We start from the raw sequence: 15,704 nt of genomic DNA on the forward strand, positions 1-15,704 counted from the left end.
GGGCGGCGCGTGCGCGTCCGTCCGGCGGAGGTCATCCCCTGGGTGGAGATCAGCTTCCCTGAGTCGCCGCGAAGAACCCCTTCAGCTTCTCCCGCCAGCTCCGCAGCGCTTCGGGTACGACGTCGTCCTGTCCGGCGGGGACGGTCTGGGTCACCTCGACCATGGTGCCGTCGAGTTCGGAATGGCTGAACTCCCAGCGGACGATCCCTCCCCGTGGCAGCGAAAACTCCAGCAGCCGCGGCGGTTCCTCGCGGAGGACCGTGCCCTCGGCCGGTTCGGCGGTGAGCCGGGTCCAGATCTCGTCGAGCGGTTTCCAGACCAGGTCGCGACGGAAGCGGATCACCTTGCCGTCATCGGTTTCCAGGACTTCGCCCTCGGCGAGCCCGAACTCTTCGGTGTAGGCCTCGATCGGGCCGGCCCAGTCGGCCGACGGCTCATGGTCCACGCCGTCGAGCAGGGCGACGAGCGCCACCAGGCAGCTGTCCCAGCCGGCGGCCGTGCGGGGTGCCGCGATCTTGGCGATGGCGGGTTCACCACGGCCGAACGTATGCGTGAAGAGCAGACGGCTGCCGTCGCCGTCCGGAGTGATCTCCCAGCGCAGCACGTCGTCGTTCCAGCTGAACGCGAACACGCGGGGTTCGTCGGCTTCGAGGACTTCGCCCGCGGTCGGGGCCTCTTCGCCCTCGAAGCCGAACTCGATCTTTCCGCCCGGCCGCAGGTCGACCGTGACCGTCGCGGGAAACCACTTCGCGAGCTTCGACGGTTCGGTGATCGCCTGCCAGACATGCTCCGGCCGGTCCGCGAGACGCCGTTCCATCCGCAGCGCGGGACGTTCCCCGTCGGTCTCCAACCGGGCGCGAGAGTTCACGGTTACCCCCTTATGTGCTTGGACGCTAATATAACCACGGGCTAATATTCGGTCAAGTGTCGAGGTGGACGCCGATCCCGCCGCGCCCCGGCGCGAGTTCCGGGCGCAGGACCAGATCGTCGTCGTAATCGCCCCCGTTCTGGTGGCGGAACGGGATCGGTTCCTGAGTGGACAGTGTCCGCAGCCGTGCGCGCAGCGACGCGGCGGCCGCTTCGTAGTGCTCGGGCGAAACACGGTCGGCGCCGCAGATCGTCAGCGGGGGAAGCACGGACATGCCCGTGTACCAGAGTGTCCCGTGCTGCAAGGGGAACAGCAGGTCGCCGAGTTCGCCGTTCACCCCGCGCGGGCCGATCGTGGCCTCCGGCGCGCCCGCGGTCAGCACGACCATGGCGCGTTTCCCGGCCAGCGCGCCTTCTCCGTAGCGCGCCGTCCTGCCGTCGGGGCGCTGGACGCCGTAGGCGAAACCCTTGACGAAAACGCGGTCGAACCAGCCCTTGAGGATGGCGGGCATTCCGTACCACCACAGGGGGAATTGGATGATCACGGTGTCCGCCCAGGTCAGTTTTCCGTGCTCGGCGCGGATGTCCTCGCCGAGCTCGCCGGTCTCGAAGGCCTTCTTCGACGTCGAGCCGACGATGAGCCGGTCCGGGGAAGCGGCCCGGCCGAAGTCGCCGGCGTCGACGACCGCCTTCCACTTCATCGCGTACAGATCGGATTCCCGGACGTCGGCGCCCTGCGCCCGGAGGGTGCGCAATCCTTCGTCGCGCAGCGAGCCACTGAGGGAGCGGGGTTCCGGATGGGCGTAGATCCACAGCACGTTCATGAACCCACCGTCGCGCGTTCTCCCGGCCGGGACGAGTGGCCCGATGGACAACATGTGCAAGAATCGAGCCATGGCCTTCTTCGAGCATCCCGGCCGTCATCGGGTCGCCGTCCTGGTCCGCCACGGAATGCTGGTGATGGAGCTCGGCATCGTCGCCCGCCTGTTCGGCACGGCCAAGTCCGCCGACGGCGAGCCGCTCTACGAGGTCGTCACCTGCACGCCTGAGCCTGGGCGGATCCGGACCGACGCCGACGTCACGATCTCGGTCGCGCTCGGGCCGGAGGTGCTGGCCGAGGCCGACACCGTGGTCATCCCGGCGTCGTCCACCGAGTACGAACCGTCGGGGCACGACCTCACCGAGCCGCTCGCGCGGGCGCTGGAGCTGATCAGGCCGGAGGCCAGGATCGCGTCGATCTGCACGGGTGCCTTCGTGCTCGCCGCCGCCGGCCTGCTCGATGGCCGGAGGGCGACCACGCACTGGCGTTCGGCGCTGGACTTCCAGGCGAAGTTCCCGAAGGTCGATCTCGATCCCAACGTGCTCTACACCGACGACGGGAACGTCCTGACCGCGGCGGGCGTGGCGTCCGGGATCGATCTGTGCCTGCACATGATCCGCTGCGATCACGGTGCCGCGGTCGCGAACGAGGTCGCGCGCGGGACGGTCGTCTCGCCGCATCGCGAGGGCGGGCAGGCACAGTTCATCCGGAGGCCGGTGCCGGAACCGCAGTCCTCCTCGACGGCGGCCGCGCGGGCCTGGGCGCTCGAGAACCTCGGCAGGCCGTTGACGTTGCGTGAGCTGGCGGCGAAAGAGGCGATGAGCACGAGGACCTTCACGCGGCGATTCCGCGACGAAGTCGGGATTTCGGCGTTGCAGTGGCTGACCCAGCAGCGGATCGAACGGGCCCGTCAGCTGCTCGAAGAGACCGATCTGCCGGTGGACAAGGTCGCCGCCGAAGCGGGCTTCGGCACCGCCGCGTCGCTGCGCCAGCATCTGCAGGCGGCCTTGGGGGTCTCGCCGAGCGCTTACCGGAACACCTTCCGCGAAGCCGTCTGAAATCTGCTGACCGCCTGGTAACTTACCCAGAGATAAGTTCCGGAGGTGGTTCGTGAAGGCCCTCAAGCTCGCCGAACGGGTGTTGTTCGCCGCTGCCGCGATCGGCACGGTGTACTCCGCGAGGACAGGCAATCGGAAGCTGCAGCTCGTGACCAAGCCGGCCGCGGTCCCGGTGCTCGCCGCCAGGGTCGCGCGCTCGCGGGGGCTCGCGGCGGGGGAGAAGGGCCTGCTCGTCGCCGCGTTGATCGCGGCGGGCGCGGGCGATCACTTCATGGGCCGATCCGACGAGGACGGCCAGTTGATCAAGGGCGCGACGTCGTTCGGTGTCATGCAGGTGCTGTACTCCGCGCTGCTGTGGCGTCGCGGTGCCCGTCCGCGCGCGGCGACCGCGCCGCCCCGGCTGGCGGCGTGGGCGGCGGCCGCGGTCGCGATGGCGTTGCCGAAGCCCTCTCCGGTCTCTTCGGTGCTTTCGGTCTACGGAGGCCTGTTGAGCACGACGTCGACCCTTGCGGCCGACCCGGCGCTGGCGCCGAAGGCCAAGGTCTCGGGCGGGATGGTGATCCCGTCGGGTGACCGCCGCACCTGGATCGCGGCCGGCGCGCTGCTGTTCTCCGCGTCGGATCTGGCGATCCTGATCCGACGCGATTTCGTCACCAGTGAGCGGGTGCGGGCCAACCTTGAAACCTTCGTGCTGACGTCGTATCTCGCGTCGCAGTGGCTGCTCGTCGAGGGCATGACCGCCGAAGACTGAAAACTTAAGCATCTACTTGACTAAAGCTCGGCGTGGGCGGATAGTTAAGCATGTGCCTAACCAAAGCATGGACCAGGTGTTCAAGGCGCTTTCCGATGGGACGCGCCGCGAAATGATCGAGCGCCTCACCCGGGGACCCGCCTCGGTAGGGGAGCTCGCGCAGCCGTTGTCGATGTCGCTGCCCGCCGTGATGCAGCACCTCCAGGTGCTGGAGGCCGCCGGGCTCGTCCGGTCGGAGAAGGCGGGGCGGGTCCGCACCTGCCACCTCGAACCGGAGGGGCTGCGGAGGGCCGAGGACTGGCTCGGCGGGCAGCGCACCGGCTGGGAACACCGGCTCGATCGCCTTGGCGGCTTTCTGGACACCGACGAAGGGAAAAGGCCATGACCGTCAAACACGCCACTTTCACCCTCGAGCGCGTCTACCCCGTCGCGCCGGAACGCGTTTTCGCCGCTTGGTCGGATCCGGCCGCGAAGGCCGGTTGGATCACCGTGCCCGGCGGCGGGCACTCCCTGGACTTCCGGGTCGGCGGCCGCGAGGTCATCAGCGGCCCCGCCGACGGCAAGCGGCCGGTCTTCGAAGCCCGCTACGAGGACATCGCGGAAAACGAGCGGATCGTCTACGCCGGAACGCTCTCCGCGGACGACGTCGTGGCGACCGTGTCGGTCACGACGATCCTGCTCGAAGCCGAGGACGGCGGAACGCGGCTGACGTTGATCGAGCAGGGCACCTTCCTCGACGGCCACGAGGAACCGGCGTGGCGGGAGCAGGGGACGAACGATTGGCTCGATGCGCTGGGAAAGGCTTTGTCGGCAGTATGAACACATGCTGACCGCTGAGCTGATCGTAGACAGCCGTGTCCCGTCGAACCCCGCTCTCTCCCCGGACGGACGGTGGATCGCCTATCAGGTGGCCACCATCGCGAAGGGCGGCCCTGAGATCTGGCTGGCGGCCGTGGCCGGAGGCGAGGAGCCGCGGAAGCTGGCAGAAGGTTCCTCGCCCGGGTGGTCACGGGATTCTCTCTATTTCCTCCGTGACGGGCTGATCCACACGGAGGACGGGCCGCTGTTCGCCTGGGGGAGTGAGATCACGGCGTTCGTCCCGATGCGTGAGCGGATCGTGTTCATCGCCGAAGACGAGGCGCCCGCCGCGGAGATCTGGGTCTGGAGCGAGAGCCTTCGCCCGGCGCGGCTGCGGAGCTTCGATCCACGGACCGGCGAGATCACGACGCTGATCGAAGACCATGTGGTCGACGTGGCCCGCCGTCAGGACGACAAGGCGCTCGCCGTGGTGACGTGGCCGACCCCGGAACTCGATGCCGGCAGTCTCGAACCCCGGCTTTCCTCGCTGGATCTGGAAACCGGGGAACGGCGCGACCTCGGCCGGGCCGCGTTCGAAGCCGCCTGCCCCGTCTGGTGGCGCGACGAGGGCGGCTGGCACGTCGCGTACCTCGGGAATCCGGAACCGGTGGGCGGCCGGGCGGTCTTCGACGTGCCCGTGGAAACGGGGGAGCACCGGAACCTGACACCGGAATCGGCCTGCCCGGTCAAGCTCACGCAGGTCGGTTCCGGTGCTCCGCTGATGCTCGTCGCCGACGGTCTCGACACGGCCCTCCATCGGCTCGGCGACGGCGAAGTGTCCTTCTGGCGCGGGCATGCCGACGAGCTGGCCTCGAACGGCGAGATCGTGGTCACCGTGCTGAGCACCGCGCACCGCCCCAAGGATGTCCATTGTGGACTCATCGATGAGCGGCCGACGCGCGTGAGCGACACGGCGCCGGAGTTCGCCGGTGTTCCGTGGGGTGCCCAGGAACGCTTGTCCTACAAGGCTTCCGATGGTCTCGCGCTGGACGGGCTGCTCGTCCTGCCGCCCGGAAGGACCCGGGCCGACGGGCCTTTCTCGCTGGTCACCGTGGTTCACGGTGGACCGTATGACCGCCACGCGGACCGCTTCATGCTCGGCTGGTTCCCGTCGGCGCAGTGGCTGGCCTCGGCGGGGCACGCCGTCTTCCTGCCGAATCCCCGTGGGGGACAAGGCCATGGGCACGAATTCGCCGCTGCCGTCGCGGGACGGGTCGGCCTGGAGGAATGGGGCGATATCGAGACCGGGATCGACCTCCTGGTCGCCGAAGGAGTGGCCGATCCGGAGCGGCTCGGGATCGTGGGCGGGAGTCACGGCGGATACATGACGGCTTGGGCCGTCGGGCAGACCCGCCGGTTCAAGGCGGCGCTGATGGTCGCCGGGATCTGTGACTGGGGAATGCTCGCCGCGACCGGTGAACTCGGTCCGCTGGTGGAATCCGCGCATGGCGGGAGCATCGGCTGGGAAGGGACCGGCCCGCACCGGCACGATCGGCTCAGCCCGATCTCCTACGCGTCGGAGATCGAGACCCCCGTGCTGATCGTGCACGGTGCGGACGACACGAACGTCCCGTTGTCCCAAGCGGAATTCTTCCATCGCGCGCTACGCCATTTCGGCGTCGAACACGATTTCGTCGTCTATCCCGGCGAAGGCCATCGGATCACCGGGCGGGCGCACCAGCTGGATCTGCTCCGCCGCGCCCGCGAGTGGTTCGCGCCGTTGCTCTAGCCCTGCGGTTCGCCGGGGACGTACGTGCCGAAAGTCCATTCGTAGCCTTCGAGATCGTCGACGCGGCAGCGGTAGTTGCCCCATTCGGTGTTCACCGGTTCCCAGACCGACGTCGCGCCGGCTTCGAGGGCGGAAGCGAACACGGCGTCCACGGCGTCCTGCGTCGGAAGGCTCACGTAGAGGCCGTGGCCGACGGTTTCACCCTTGCGCGCCGGGCGGTCGTAGTCCTCCTCCGCGCTGAACACGATGATCCGGACTTCGCCGAGCCGCAGTTCCGCGTGCAGGATCAGGCCCTTGTCGTCGGGGTACTCCGTGGTGGTCTCGAAGCCGAAGGCGCGTTCGAGCCAGCGAAGGGCTTTCGGGGCGTCACGGTAGGCGAGGTAGGTGTGGAGGTCGGCGGGGCGTTCCTTGGTTGCGGTCATGGGCGCAGCCTCGCAACCGATGCGGACAACCACGGTCCTCGATTCGCGGCGGTTTTCTCACCAGAGCAGCCGCAGCCCGAGCACGGTGATGAGCGCGCTCGACGCCAGCGCCGTCGCCAGCCGTCCGCGGCGTCCGGTCAACGTTTTGCCGAGCATGGCGCCACCGCCCGCGAGGAGCAGTTGCCAGCTGGCCGAGGCCGCGAAGGCCGCCGTCACGAAGACCACGTGTTCCGCTCCGCTCGCCGCGGCCATGTCTTCGCTGCCGAGGACGAGCGCCGCGAAGTAGACCACCGTCGTCGGGTTCAGCAGCGTGATCCCGAGCAGGCTCACGTAAGCCTTCATCGGTTCGATCGCGACCGGTCGCGCCACCTCGGCTTTCGCGGAGTCACGGAAGTTCCGGACCCCGCTGAGTCCGATGTGGACGGCCAGCGCGAGCAGGACGACCACGGATGCCCAGCGCAGCGGGACGGCGATCGGCTCGATGACGGGCACGAGCCCGCCGCCGCCGAGGACCGCGACCAGCGCGTACAACCCGTCGGCCGTGGCGACGCCGAGCGCGGCGTACGCGCCGATCTTGAGGCCCGACCGGGCCGTCAGCACCACCAGATAGGTCGCGACCGCGCCCACCGGGATGGCGATGCCATACCCGGCGAGCAGGCCCGCGACCAGCGCGGCGCTCACGGCCGGACTGGAGCCGGCCTCCGCCAGGACCCGGCCTGCTGCAGCACCCGCACCCGTCGGACGACGGAGGACGGGGCCAGGAAGGTGCGGGTCGAAGTCATGGGAGAAGGATGCGAAGCGACGGTCCGTCACGCAACACAATTACTTCAGCGGCGCCTTGGTCCTCGTGCTCGTGTCGCGAAAGCCACTTTCGGGACATCAGACGTCGCGAAAGTGGCTTTCGCGACAGGTTGCGGGGGGCACCGGGAGGCGCCGAGGTTGCGAAAGTGGCTTTCGCAACCTTCAACGTTGCGAAAGTGGCTTTCGCAACGCCGAGCGACACAGGTGCCTTACCGGCCACTCACGAGAGCGCGGGCTGCAGAGCGGCGTCCAGGTCGGCCAGCAACTTGGCCTTGGGTCGCGCCCCGACGGTCGTCCACACTGGACTCCCGCCCCGGAAGAGGATCAGCGTCGGCAGTGACATGACCTGATAATTCCGCGCCGTGAGCGGGTTCTCGTCGGAGTTGAGCTTGCGGATGAGCAGCGCGCCGGCGCGTTCCTCGGCGATCTGTTCGAGCACCGGCGCGATCATGTGGCAGGGCGGGCACCATTGCGCCCAGAAGTCCACCAGGACGGGCGTGTCCTGATCCAGGACGAGCTCTTGGAAGGTTTCGTCGGTGACGACGGTCAGGGACATTCAGGCCTCCTCGGTTCGCGGCACGACGACGCACGGCCCCGGTGGCGTTTTCAGCGCGCCCGCCAGTTTGGCCAGCAGGCCTTCGCGCACGTCGTTGAGCCTGGCAAGACAGGCGTCCACCTCGGCGAGTTTGCGTTGGTAGACCTCGATCGAATCGGCGCACGAGTCGCCGGTCTCGTGCCCGGCGCGCAGGCACTCGACGAACGGCCTGGTGTCTTCGAGACTGAGCCCGACCGCTTGCAGGGTCAGGATCTCGTTCACCAGGCGGTAGTCGTCCTCGTCGTACTCCCGGTAGCCGTTCGACGCGCGCCGTGCGTCGAGAAGCCCTTGTGACTCATAGAAACGCAGCGCGCGAGTGGTGGTTCCGGTACGCGCGGCGAGCTCGCCGATCCGCATGGGACCGAGCGTAAACCTTGCCCTTGGCGTCAAGGCAAACGTTCAGTCGTCGAGATCGATCCGGATGGTGAGGAGGTCCGTGCCGATCGCCCGCACGGCGGCGCTGTTGACCGTGGGCAGGGTCTTCAGCCGGGCGCGGGGGTCGTCTTCGGGGAGGGGCCGGGCCGTGCCGGTGTGCCACCGCCCCTTGAGCCGGAGCCGGACCCGCGGGTCGGCCTGGATGTTGCGGACGTACTGAGACTTCTCGCCGAACTCCGAGACGATCCAGAACGACCGGCCCACCCGGCGGCCACCGATCGGCGTCCGCCGGGGCTCCCCGGACTTGCGGCCGGTGGTCTCCAGGATCGGCTGGGACGGCAGGCGTCCGAGGATCGGGTTGCCGACGTGGCGCTGGAAGGTCGTGGCCACCCGGTGCTTGATCTCGTGATAGCGCGACATGGCTCCAGGGTGCCCTACGCTCGGGCCATGGTGAGCGAGTCCGACGTGGACCTGGGGGACGGGACCACGCTCCACACGTACGACACGGGCGGGGCCGGGCCGGTGGTCTTCTGGCACCACGGCACGCCGAACGTCGGCGCCCCGCCGGTCCCGCTGTTCGCGACCGCCGAGCGGCTCGGGCTGCGGTGGGTCTCCTACGACCGGCCCGGTTACGGCGGTTCCTCGCCGCGGCCGGGCCGGGACGTCGCGTCGGCGGCTTCGGACGTCGAGAAGATCGCCGACGCCCTCGGGATCGAGCGGTTCGCGGTCTTCGGGCATTCCGGAGGCGGACCGCACGCCTTCGCCTGCGCGGCCCTGCTGCCGGACCGGGTGTCGGCGCTGGTCTGCGTCGCGAGTCTGGCTCCGTACGACGCCGAGGGACTGGACTGGTTCGCGGGGATGGGCGCGGCGGGAGCCGCCTCGCTGAGGGCGGCCGCGGCCGGCCGGGCGGAGAAGGAGCGGTATGAGGCGACCGCCGGATACGACGCCGAGATGTTCACCCCGGCGGATCACGCGGCCTTGGCGGGTGACTGGAACTGGGTGCTCGACGTGGTCGGTCCCGCGGTCGAAGGCGGTCCCGGCGGGCTGATCGACGACGACCTCGCGTACGTCTCGCCTTGGGGGTTCGCGCCGTCCGACGTCCGCGCCCCGGTCCTGCACCTGCACGGCGGCGCGGACCGGATCGTGCCGCCCGCGCACGGCGAATGGCTCGCCCGGCACAGCGTGAACGGCGAGTCGCGCGTCTTTCCCGAAGACGGGCACGTCTCGGTGCTTCGTCATGGGGCCTGGGCGCTGGAGTGGCTGGCCGGGCGGACGTGAGCTGCGACCTCGTCTTGGTCCGGCACGCCGAGTCCGTTCCGCCGTCGCCGGGCAGGCCCGACGACCCGGAGCGGCCACTGACCGCGGCCGGCGTGGCGGCCGCGGAACTGCTCGCGCACGAGCTCGTCGCGATGAACCCGACGGCGGTCGTGTCGAGTCCGTACCGGCGGGCGGTCGCGACGGTCGAGCCCGCGGCCAGGCGGGCCGGGCTCGAAGTCACGACACACTGGGAACTACGCGAATGGGACTCGGGCTTGGCGCCGACACCGGACTTCGCCGGGCATTACGAGCGAAGCTGGGCGGATCCGGATCTCGCGCGTCCGGGCGCCGAGAGCCTGCGGCAGCTGACAGCCCGCGCGATGGCCGCCGCCGATCGGCTCGCGGAGGAGCATGACGGCGGTGTCGTGCTGGTGGGCAGTCACGGGACCTTCGTGTCCCGGCTGCTGGCCGGGATCGGACCGGGGATCGGCTGGCCCTTCTCGCGGGACATGCCGATGCCCGCCGTGCACCGGCTGCGCTGGCCCGACGAGCACTATCCGGCGCCGAAAGCGGCGCGAAGCGACCTTTCGTAGTCCTGCCTCGAGAACGTCAGTTCGCCGATGCTGCCGTAGTCCCAGTCATGGTAGGTATTGCGCAGACCCGACCACGTCACCGTGTCGTCGTCGGCCACGATCTTCGCCACCAGCGCCCAGCAGTCGTCGATACCGCAGGTGCAGCCCAGCAGGAGATGCTCGTCGTCTTCGACGCGGTGCGGAACGCGATCCGGCGTTCCGCCGAGCAGGTGCACGATGGACAGGCTCGTCGAGGGTGCGTAATCCCCGGCGAGCAAGGGAGCGGGCTCCGTCGGGAATTCCTCGAGGCTCGCCTTCTGTTCCGCGAGCGCGCCGGGAAGTTCGGCCTCGCGCACCAGCTCCAGAAACGGAACGCCATCGATCACGAATTTGAGCGACATCTCCCGCTCGGCCAGTCCTGGGGAGTGACCGTGAAACTCGATCGAACGCATGGACGCGACGGTAGCCGCCGATACCGGGGCCGGCGGTGGGTTGGCCGGTTCAGGCCGCGGGCCGCCCGGCGCCCGTGTAGTCGTCGCCCTTCGAGTGATAGGTGTGGATCTGGATCGCCTGGCCCTGGGTGGGCGCGTTGATCATCAGCCCGTTTCCGAGGTACAGCCCGACGTGGTGGATCCGCGTCGCCGGATTCCCGTAGAACACGAGGTCCCCGAGCTGTGGCTCGCCGGACACCTGCGGCAGCGCCCGGAACTGGGTGTCCGCGGTCCGCGGGAGGGAGATCCCGGCTTCGTCGTAGGACTTCTTGGTCAGGCCGGAGCAGTCGAAGCCCGCCGCGCCCGCCTCGGGGCCGTTGCCGCCCCACACGTACGGGAGGCCCAGCTGACCGAGGGCGAACCGGGTCGCCTTCACCGCGGGGCTGCCGGCACGGGCCGGGTCGAGGGACAGGGTCGCGTACAGCTGGGCGTTGCCCAGGACGCGCTGGCGGAACAGTTCGGCGTCGTTGCCCTTGCCGCCCTGGTAACCGGCGATGGCCTTCCACCAGCCGTTGCCGCCGCCGAGGTCGGACCCGGACGAGCACAGGGCGCGCCCGGCGGCGACCGACGCGGAGTCGGGATCGGTGAGCGCGGGTTTCGCGATACCGGGGATCGACGCTCCGTGCTTCTTCCACTGCTGCGCCGACAGGCCGAGCGGGTTGTCGCCGCCGCGCCCGTGGTTCGAGCTCGCCGCGCCGATCCCGGCGAGGGTGACCCAGGACAGGTGGCAGTTCGGCTGCTCGCCGCGCAGCGCCAGTTCGCCGTTCGCGTACCCCATGAGCGACTTCGCCGGGATGTCCAGCGCCCCGGCGAGCTTGCCGGCCCACTCTTCGAGCGGCCGGACACCCTTCGGCGTCTCCTGCGCCTTCACCGGCGCGCTGACTTCGAGCACCGACGGACCCGCGCCGCCGCCGACGGTGGCCGGATCCTGCTTGGCGGCGGGAACCGGAATCGGCCGGCGCCCGTCGACCGGCGCGGGATCGTTGCCGCCCGCGAGCAGCCAGCCCGCCGTGGCGAGCCCCGCGACCAGGGGGAGGGCGACCAGGCCGCGCATCGCCACGCCGTGTGCCCACGACTTCTTCCGGCTGGTTTCGGGCGCGCTCGGGGCCGGGTCGGGCTCAGTCACGCCGTCCAGGTTATTGGAGACCACCTCTGCGTAACGAGCGAACGCCTTGCACGTTAGGGGGACTCTCATATTCTGGACGAATGAGTGAGACGGGAGCGTTCGACGCCGGGCGCCTGAGCGCCACGCTGTCCGGCCGGTACGCCGCGATCCAGGTCGTGGAGAGCACCGGGTCCACCAACGCCGACCTGCGGGAATCCGCCGCGAAGGGCGCCGAAGACCGCACCGTGCTGATCGCCGAAGAGCAGACGGCCGGGGTCGGCCGCCGCGCGCGGCAGTGGGCCTCGCCGAAGGGATCGGGCCTCTACGTCAGTGTCCTGCTGCGTCCCGGCGGCGTCCCGTTCGCCAATTTGGGTTCACTTTCCGTGGTCGCGGGCCTCGCGGTGCGAGAGGTCGCCGCGGGCCTCGGTGTCGACGCCGTCCTCAAGTGGCCGAACGACGTCCTCGCCGGCCCCGAGCGCGCCAAATGCGCGGGCATCCTGGCCGAAGCCGTCGCCGGCGACGAAACCACCGTGATCCTCGGTATCGGACTGAACGTGCTGCCACTCGGCGAGAACGTCCCGGCCGGGCCCGGCGGCCTGCCCGCGACCTCGCTGGCCGAGCAGGGCGCGACGGAGACCGATCGCGCCGAGATCGCCTCGCGGCTGCTCACCGGTTTCGACGAGCTCGAACGCCGCTGGCGGCTCGCCGCCGGTTCGCTGGCCGAGGCCGGGCTGCTCGGGGACTACCGGCGGTACTGCGCCACGCTGGGCCAGGACGTCGAGGTCCAGCTGCCCGACGGCTCGGCGCTGACCGGACGTGCCGCCGACATCGATCCGGCAGGCCAGCTCCAGGTCGACGTTCCGGGTGGTGAGCGGTACACGGTGTTCGCCGGCGACGTCGTCCACGTGCGGCAGGCCAGGGCCTGATCCGTGCGTCTCGATTTCCGGCGTCTCCTCTTCCGCGGGGACCGTTCGCCGGTACGGTGAGCTCACCAGCGCCGAACACACTTTGGGAGCGACCGTCGTGGCCTATCCGGACGATTTGCTCAGCGAAAACGAGCACGTCGTGGTGCACAGTCACCCGCATTTCAAGATGCTGATCTTCCCGTTCCTCGCGCTGATCGTGACGCTCGGCGTGGGGATCTGGCTGGCCGTCGTCGCGAAGGACGCGACGGCCCCGTGGGACCTGATCTCCGAGATCGCGATCGCCGCGGTCGGGCTCGGTCTCGTCGTGTGGCTCTTCCTGGCGCCGTTCGTCCGGTGGCGCACGACGCATTTCATCGTCACCACGGACCGGCTGATCGCCCGTGAGGGTGTGCTCAAGCGGACCGGGATCGACATCCCGCTGTCGCGGATCAACAGCGTCCAGTTCGAGCACGGGCTGCTGGACCGCGTGTTCGGCTGCGGCACGCTGGTGATCGAGTCCGCTTCGGACGAACCGCTGAAGTTCGACGACATCCCCAAGGTCGAGCGGGTGCACACGGTCATCTACCGCGAAGTCAACGACAACCCGTACGACGACTTCGCGCCGGGTGCGCCGCAGCAGACCGAGCCGCTTCCGCCGCAGGGCCACCCGCCGCGCGGAAACCGGCGCCGCTGATGGGCACGCGAGAGCTGGGGCTGCCCGACCGTGTCCCGTCGGCCGCCGCGTTGCCCGAGCGGGTGACGATCTGGGAGGTCGGTCCGCGTGACGGTCTCCAGAACGAGAAGGCGATCGTCCCGGTCGAGGTCAAGCTGGAGTTCCTGGACAAGCTCGCCGCCGCCGGGCTGACCACGCTCGAGGCGACCAGTTTCGTGAGCCCGAAGTGGGTGCCGCAGCTGGCCGACGCCGAGCGGCTCCTGGCGGGGCTCGAAAAGCGTGAGGGCGTCCGGTATCCGGTGCTCGTCCCGAACGAGCGCGGGCTGGACAGGGCGCTGGAGGCCGGGGTCTCGCAGATCGCGATCTTCGCCAGCGCCACCGAAACCTTCGCCAAGAAGAACCTCAACTCGACGGTGGACGATCAGTTCGCGATGTTCGAGCCGGTCGTCACCAGGGCACGGGCCGAAGGTCTCGACGTCCGCGGCTACGTGTCGATGTGTTTCGGCGATCCGTGGGAAGGCGCCGTCCCGGCCGCGCAGGTCGCCGGGGTGGGTAAACGACTCCTCGACCTCGGCTGCTCGCAGCTCTCGCTCGGCGACACCATCGGCGTCGCCACCGCGGGCCAGGTCGAGGCGCTGATCGGGCAGTTCGGCGACGTCGGCGCCCTGGCGGTCCATTTCCACGACACGTACGGCCAAGCCCTCGCGAACACGCTCGCCGCCCTTCGCTGCGGTGTGTCCACTGTGGACTCGTCGGCCGGTGGGCTCGGCGGCTGCCCGTACGCCGAATCGGCGACCGGGAACCTCGCCACCGAAGACCTCGTGTGGATGCTGGACGGCCTCGGCGTCGAAACCGGTGTCGATCTCGACGCGCTGGTGGCGACGAGCAAGTGGATGGCCGGGAAGCTGGGCAGGCCGAGCCCGTCCCGGGTGGTCAACGCGCTCGCCGGATGAGACCTGGCCCCTGTTCGGGCGGCGGTCGTCTTCGCGGCCGGGCGCGGATCTGTACCACGGCACGGTGAGCACGTTCGCGAAGGCGGGTTTCGAACTCGTCGAACGCCGGTCGGCGCTAAGGTCGTAACGCGTCCTGTCCGCTGCCTCCCCCGATCGCCGGTGGGGTCCGATTCCTTGGGGGAGGTGCGGTGACCGATCCGAGCGAGGCCGGAACGGGCCCGATCCGGCTGCCTGCCGAGTACGACGCCCCGACCCCGCCGCACGGGGCGCGGGCTCCGTACGCGCCTTCGCCGTGGCCGCCCGCGGTGGCGCCGCTGCGAGTGCCGTTTCCGCCCCGGCCGGCCGCTCCGCCGCCCATGGGGGCCTTGCGGACCGAGCGGGAGAGCGTGATCGCGCTGTTCCTCGTGCACATGTTCCCGATCGGGCATCTGCCGGTGGCGATGGGGAAACCCGCGCGCCAGTTGCCGCTCCCCGAGGGCGGCTCCGGCCCGCAGGACCACCCCGAGGCGGACGTGCTCGACGACCTGGACGCGCTGGCCCACGTCAGCAGCGGTTTCCGGCGCTCGCCGACGGCTCCGGGCGTCGCGCCGCCGGCGGAGTCGATCCGGGGCCACGATCCGTGGGGCGGAATGTCCGAAGAGGACTGGAAAGCGCGTTTCGTGACCGGAACGGGGTACCTGTGGCCCGACGCCGATCCGGCGAGGCCGGTGATGCTCGACGTGGGCACCCACCTCGACCGCTTCGGGGATCCGCACGGCCGGGTGTTCGCCGAGGACGCGACCCTGTTTTCGATGCGCTCGCTGCCACCCGACCAGGTCGGCTCGTACCGGCGCTACCGCGTCGTGCGGACGCTGCCGGTCTGGCGCTCGGTGACCGCCGGATGGTTCGGCCAGCCCGGCGGCGGGGTGCGCTTCCGCACCGTGCTGGGCGCCGATGAACTGGTCACGCTGGGCTTCCTGGCGGACGTCACGGGGGAGGTTCGGTGAACACGGGGACGATCCTGCGGTGGCTGGCCGCACTGGGTGTGCCGCCCGAGGTGGTGTCGGTCGGCGCGGAGACGGACAACGCGTGGTGCCTCATGCGCACCGAGGAGGAAGGTGCCGAGCCCGCCTGGGAAGTCTTCTGGCGTGAACAGGGCAACCGGTACGACTGGGCCCGGTTCACCAGCGAACAGGTCGCCTGCCACTACCTCTTCGGGCGGCTCGCCTGGTCGCAGGTGGCGCGGGGCGCGGTCGGCCTGCTGCCCGGGGCCCAGTGACCCCCGATGCGCGTGAAGGCCCCCTTCCCTCGGCTCAGCCGAGGGAAGGGGGCCTTCACTCGGCTCAGCCGCAATGCCAGGAACTTAAGCTGGCGATACCCCATGCTTACCTCTGTCCACAAAGGACAGCTGCTACGGCGAATTGTCTGATTAGTGCCTGGTTGACCGAGTTGTGCTGTACGTGAAGGCCCCCTTCATTGCGCTAGGCGCAATG

Annotated in this window: 21 protein-coding genes; 12 read left to right on the forward strand and 9 right to left on the reverse strand. The window is 69.8% G+C overall.

Annotated features, from left to right (window positions below):
- Positions 1-49: 49 nt before the first annotated feature.
- Both ACOCEP_RS15950 and ACOCEP_RS15955 read right to left on the reverse strand, forming a co-directional pair.
- Entirely contained in the window at positions 50-868 is an 819-nt protein-coding gene (locus ACOCEP_RS15950; RefSeq protein WP_482338057.1) for an SRPBCC family protein, read from the reverse strand.
- A gap of 52 nt (positions 869-920) precedes the next feature.
- Positions 921-1,691, reverse strand: coding sequence for an NAD(P)H-dependent oxidoreductase (locus ACOCEP_RS15955; RefSeq protein WP_482338058.1), 771 nt, complete (start codon positions 1,689-1,691; stop codon positions 921-923).
- Between the two features lie 43 nt (positions 1,692-1,734).
- Between ACOCEP_RS15955 and ACOCEP_RS15960 the strand changes: the two genes are divergently transcribed.
- The 5 genes from ACOCEP_RS15960 to ACOCEP_RS15980 are packed head-to-tail and all read left to right on the forward strand — an operon-like array spanning position 1,735 to position 6,083.
- Positions 1,735-2,745: a GlxA family transcriptional regulator gene (locus ACOCEP_RS15960; protein ID WP_482339731.1), complete on the forward strand. Its 1,011-nt coding sequence runs from the start codon at positions 1,735-1,737 to the stop codon at positions 2,743-2,745.
- Positions 2,746-2,797: 52 nt separating this feature from the next.
- A complete protein-coding gene (locus tag ACOCEP_RS15965) occupies positions 2,798-3,496 on the forward strand; it encodes a lysoplasmalogenase family protein (protein ID WP_482338060.1) in 699 nt (232 codons plus the stop codon).
- A 52-nt stretch (positions 3,497-3,548) separates the two neighbouring features.
- A complete protein-coding gene (locus ACOCEP_RS15970; RefSeq protein ID WP_482338061.1) occupies positions 3,549-3,881 on the forward strand; it encodes an ArsR/SmtB family transcription factor in 333 nt (110 codons plus the stop codon).
- Entirely contained in the window at positions 3,878-4,315 is a 438-nt protein-coding gene (locus tag ACOCEP_RS15975; RefSeq protein WP_482338063.1) for an SRPBCC family protein, read from the forward strand. The genes ACOCEP_RS15970 and ACOCEP_RS15975 overlap by 4 nt, the downstream gene beginning before the upstream one ends.
- A 4-nt stretch (positions 4,316-4,319) precedes the next feature.
- Complete coding sequence (locus ACOCEP_RS15980) at positions 4,320-6,083, forward strand: S9 family peptidase (protein WP_482338065.1); 1,764 nt, start codon at positions 4,320-4,322, stop codon at positions 6,081-6,083.
- On the opposite strand, the gene ACOCEP_RS15985 is transcribed toward ACOCEP_RS15980, so the two are convergent.
- From ACOCEP_RS15985 to ACOCEP_RS16005, 5 genes are all read right to left on the reverse strand, one after another.
- Positions 6,080-6,505: a VOC family protein gene (locus ACOCEP_RS15985; protein ID WP_482338066.1), complete on the reverse strand. Its 426-nt coding sequence runs from the start codon at positions 6,503-6,505 to the stop codon at positions 6,080-6,082. The two genes, ACOCEP_RS15980 and ACOCEP_RS15985, sit on opposite strands and share 4 nt — an antisense overlap.
- Before the next feature lie 57 nt (positions 6,506-6,562).
- The gene (locus ACOCEP_RS15990; RefSeq protein ID WP_482338067.1) at positions 6,563-7,186 is read right to left on the reverse strand and encodes a LysE/ArgO family amino acid transporter; all 624 of its coding nucleotides are present in this window, start codon (positions 7,184-7,186) and stop codon (positions 6,563-6,565) included.
- 340 nt (positions 7,187-7,526) lie between these two features.
- The gene (gene trxA / locus ACOCEP_RS15995) at positions 7,527-7,862 is read right to left on the reverse strand and encodes a thioredoxin (protein ID WP_482338069.1); all 336 of its coding nucleotides are present in this window, start codon (positions 7,860-7,862) and stop codon (positions 7,527-7,529) included.
- Positions 7,863-8,258 (reverse strand): MerR family transcriptional regulator, encoded by a 396-nt coding sequence (locus ACOCEP_RS16000; protein ID WP_482338071.1) that lies wholly within the window; start codon positions 8,256-8,258, stop codon positions 7,863-7,865.
- 42 nt (positions 8,259-8,300) lie between these two features.
- Positions 8,301-8,696, reverse strand: coding sequence for a nitroreductase/quinone reductase family protein (locus tag ACOCEP_RS16005; RefSeq protein ID WP_482338073.1), 396 nt, complete (start codon positions 8,694-8,696; stop codon positions 8,301-8,303).
- A 27-nt stretch (positions 8,697-8,723) separates the two neighbouring features.
- On the opposite strand from ACOCEP_RS16005, the gene ACOCEP_RS16010 reads away from it, so the two are divergent.
- Both ACOCEP_RS16010 and ACOCEP_RS16015 read left to right on the forward strand, forming a co-directional pair.
- The gene (locus ACOCEP_RS16010) at positions 8,724-9,554 is read left to right on the forward strand and encodes an alpha/beta fold hydrolase (protein WP_482338075.1); all 831 of its coding nucleotides are present in this window, start codon (positions 8,724-8,726) and stop codon (positions 9,552-9,554) included.
- Positions 9,533-10,126, forward strand: coding sequence for a histidine phosphatase family protein (locus tag ACOCEP_RS16015; protein WP_482338076.1), 594 nt, complete (start codon positions 9,533-9,535; stop codon positions 10,124-10,126). The genes ACOCEP_RS16010 and ACOCEP_RS16015 overlap by 22 nt, the downstream gene beginning before the upstream one ends.
- Here ACOCEP_RS16015 and ACOCEP_RS16020 read toward each other — a convergent pair.
- Positions 10,087-10,557: a hypothetical protein gene (locus ACOCEP_RS16020; RefSeq protein WP_482338078.1), complete on the reverse strand. Its 471-nt coding sequence runs from the start codon at positions 10,555-10,557 to the stop codon at positions 10,087-10,089. The genes ACOCEP_RS16015 and ACOCEP_RS16020 overlap by 40 nt on opposite strands.
- 49 nt (positions 10,558-10,606) lie before the next feature.
- Positions 10,607-11,722, reverse strand: coding sequence for a C40 family peptidase (locus tag ACOCEP_RS16025; protein ID WP_482338079.1), 1,116 nt, complete (start codon positions 11,720-11,722; stop codon positions 10,607-10,609).
- Between the two features lie 80 nt (positions 11,723-11,802).
- On the opposite strand from ACOCEP_RS16025, the gene ACOCEP_RS16030 reads away from it, so the two are divergent.
- The 5 genes from ACOCEP_RS16030 (at position 11,803) to ACOCEP_RS16050 (ending at position 15,490) form a co-directional block, all read left to right on the forward strand.
- On the forward strand, positions 11,803-12,627 hold the full coding sequence (locus ACOCEP_RS16030) for a biotin--[acetyl-CoA-carboxylase] ligase (RefSeq protein WP_482338080.1): 825 nt from the start codon (positions 11,803-11,805) through the stop codon (positions 12,625-12,627).
- 97 nt (positions 12,628-12,724) lie between these two features.
- Positions 12,725-13,300, forward strand: a complete 576-nt coding sequence (locus ACOCEP_RS16035) for a PH domain-containing protein (RefSeq protein ID WP_126735188.1) — start codon at positions 12,725-12,727, stop codon at positions 13,298-13,300.
- Positions 13,300-14,232 (forward strand): hydroxymethylglutaryl-CoA lyase, encoded by a 933-nt coding sequence (locus ACOCEP_RS16040; protein ID WP_482338082.1) that lies wholly within the window; start codon positions 13,300-13,302, stop codon positions 14,230-14,232. Before ACOCEP_RS16035 ends, ACOCEP_RS16040 begins: the two co-directional genes overlap by 1 nt.
- A 188-nt stretch (positions 14,233-14,420) precedes the next feature.
- Entirely contained in the window at positions 14,421-15,218 is a 798-nt protein-coding gene (locus tag ACOCEP_RS16045) for a TNT domain-containing protein (RefSeq protein ID WP_482338084.1), read from the forward strand.
- Positions 15,215-15,490, forward strand: coding sequence for a hypothetical protein (locus ACOCEP_RS16050; protein ID WP_037316053.1), 276 nt, complete (start codon positions 15,215-15,217; stop codon positions 15,488-15,490). Before ACOCEP_RS16045 ends, ACOCEP_RS16050 begins: the two co-directional genes overlap by 4 nt.
- Positions 15,491-15,704: the final 214 nt, after the last annotated feature.

It is taken from the genome of Amycolatopsis sp. CA-211722, from assembly GCF_056828465.1.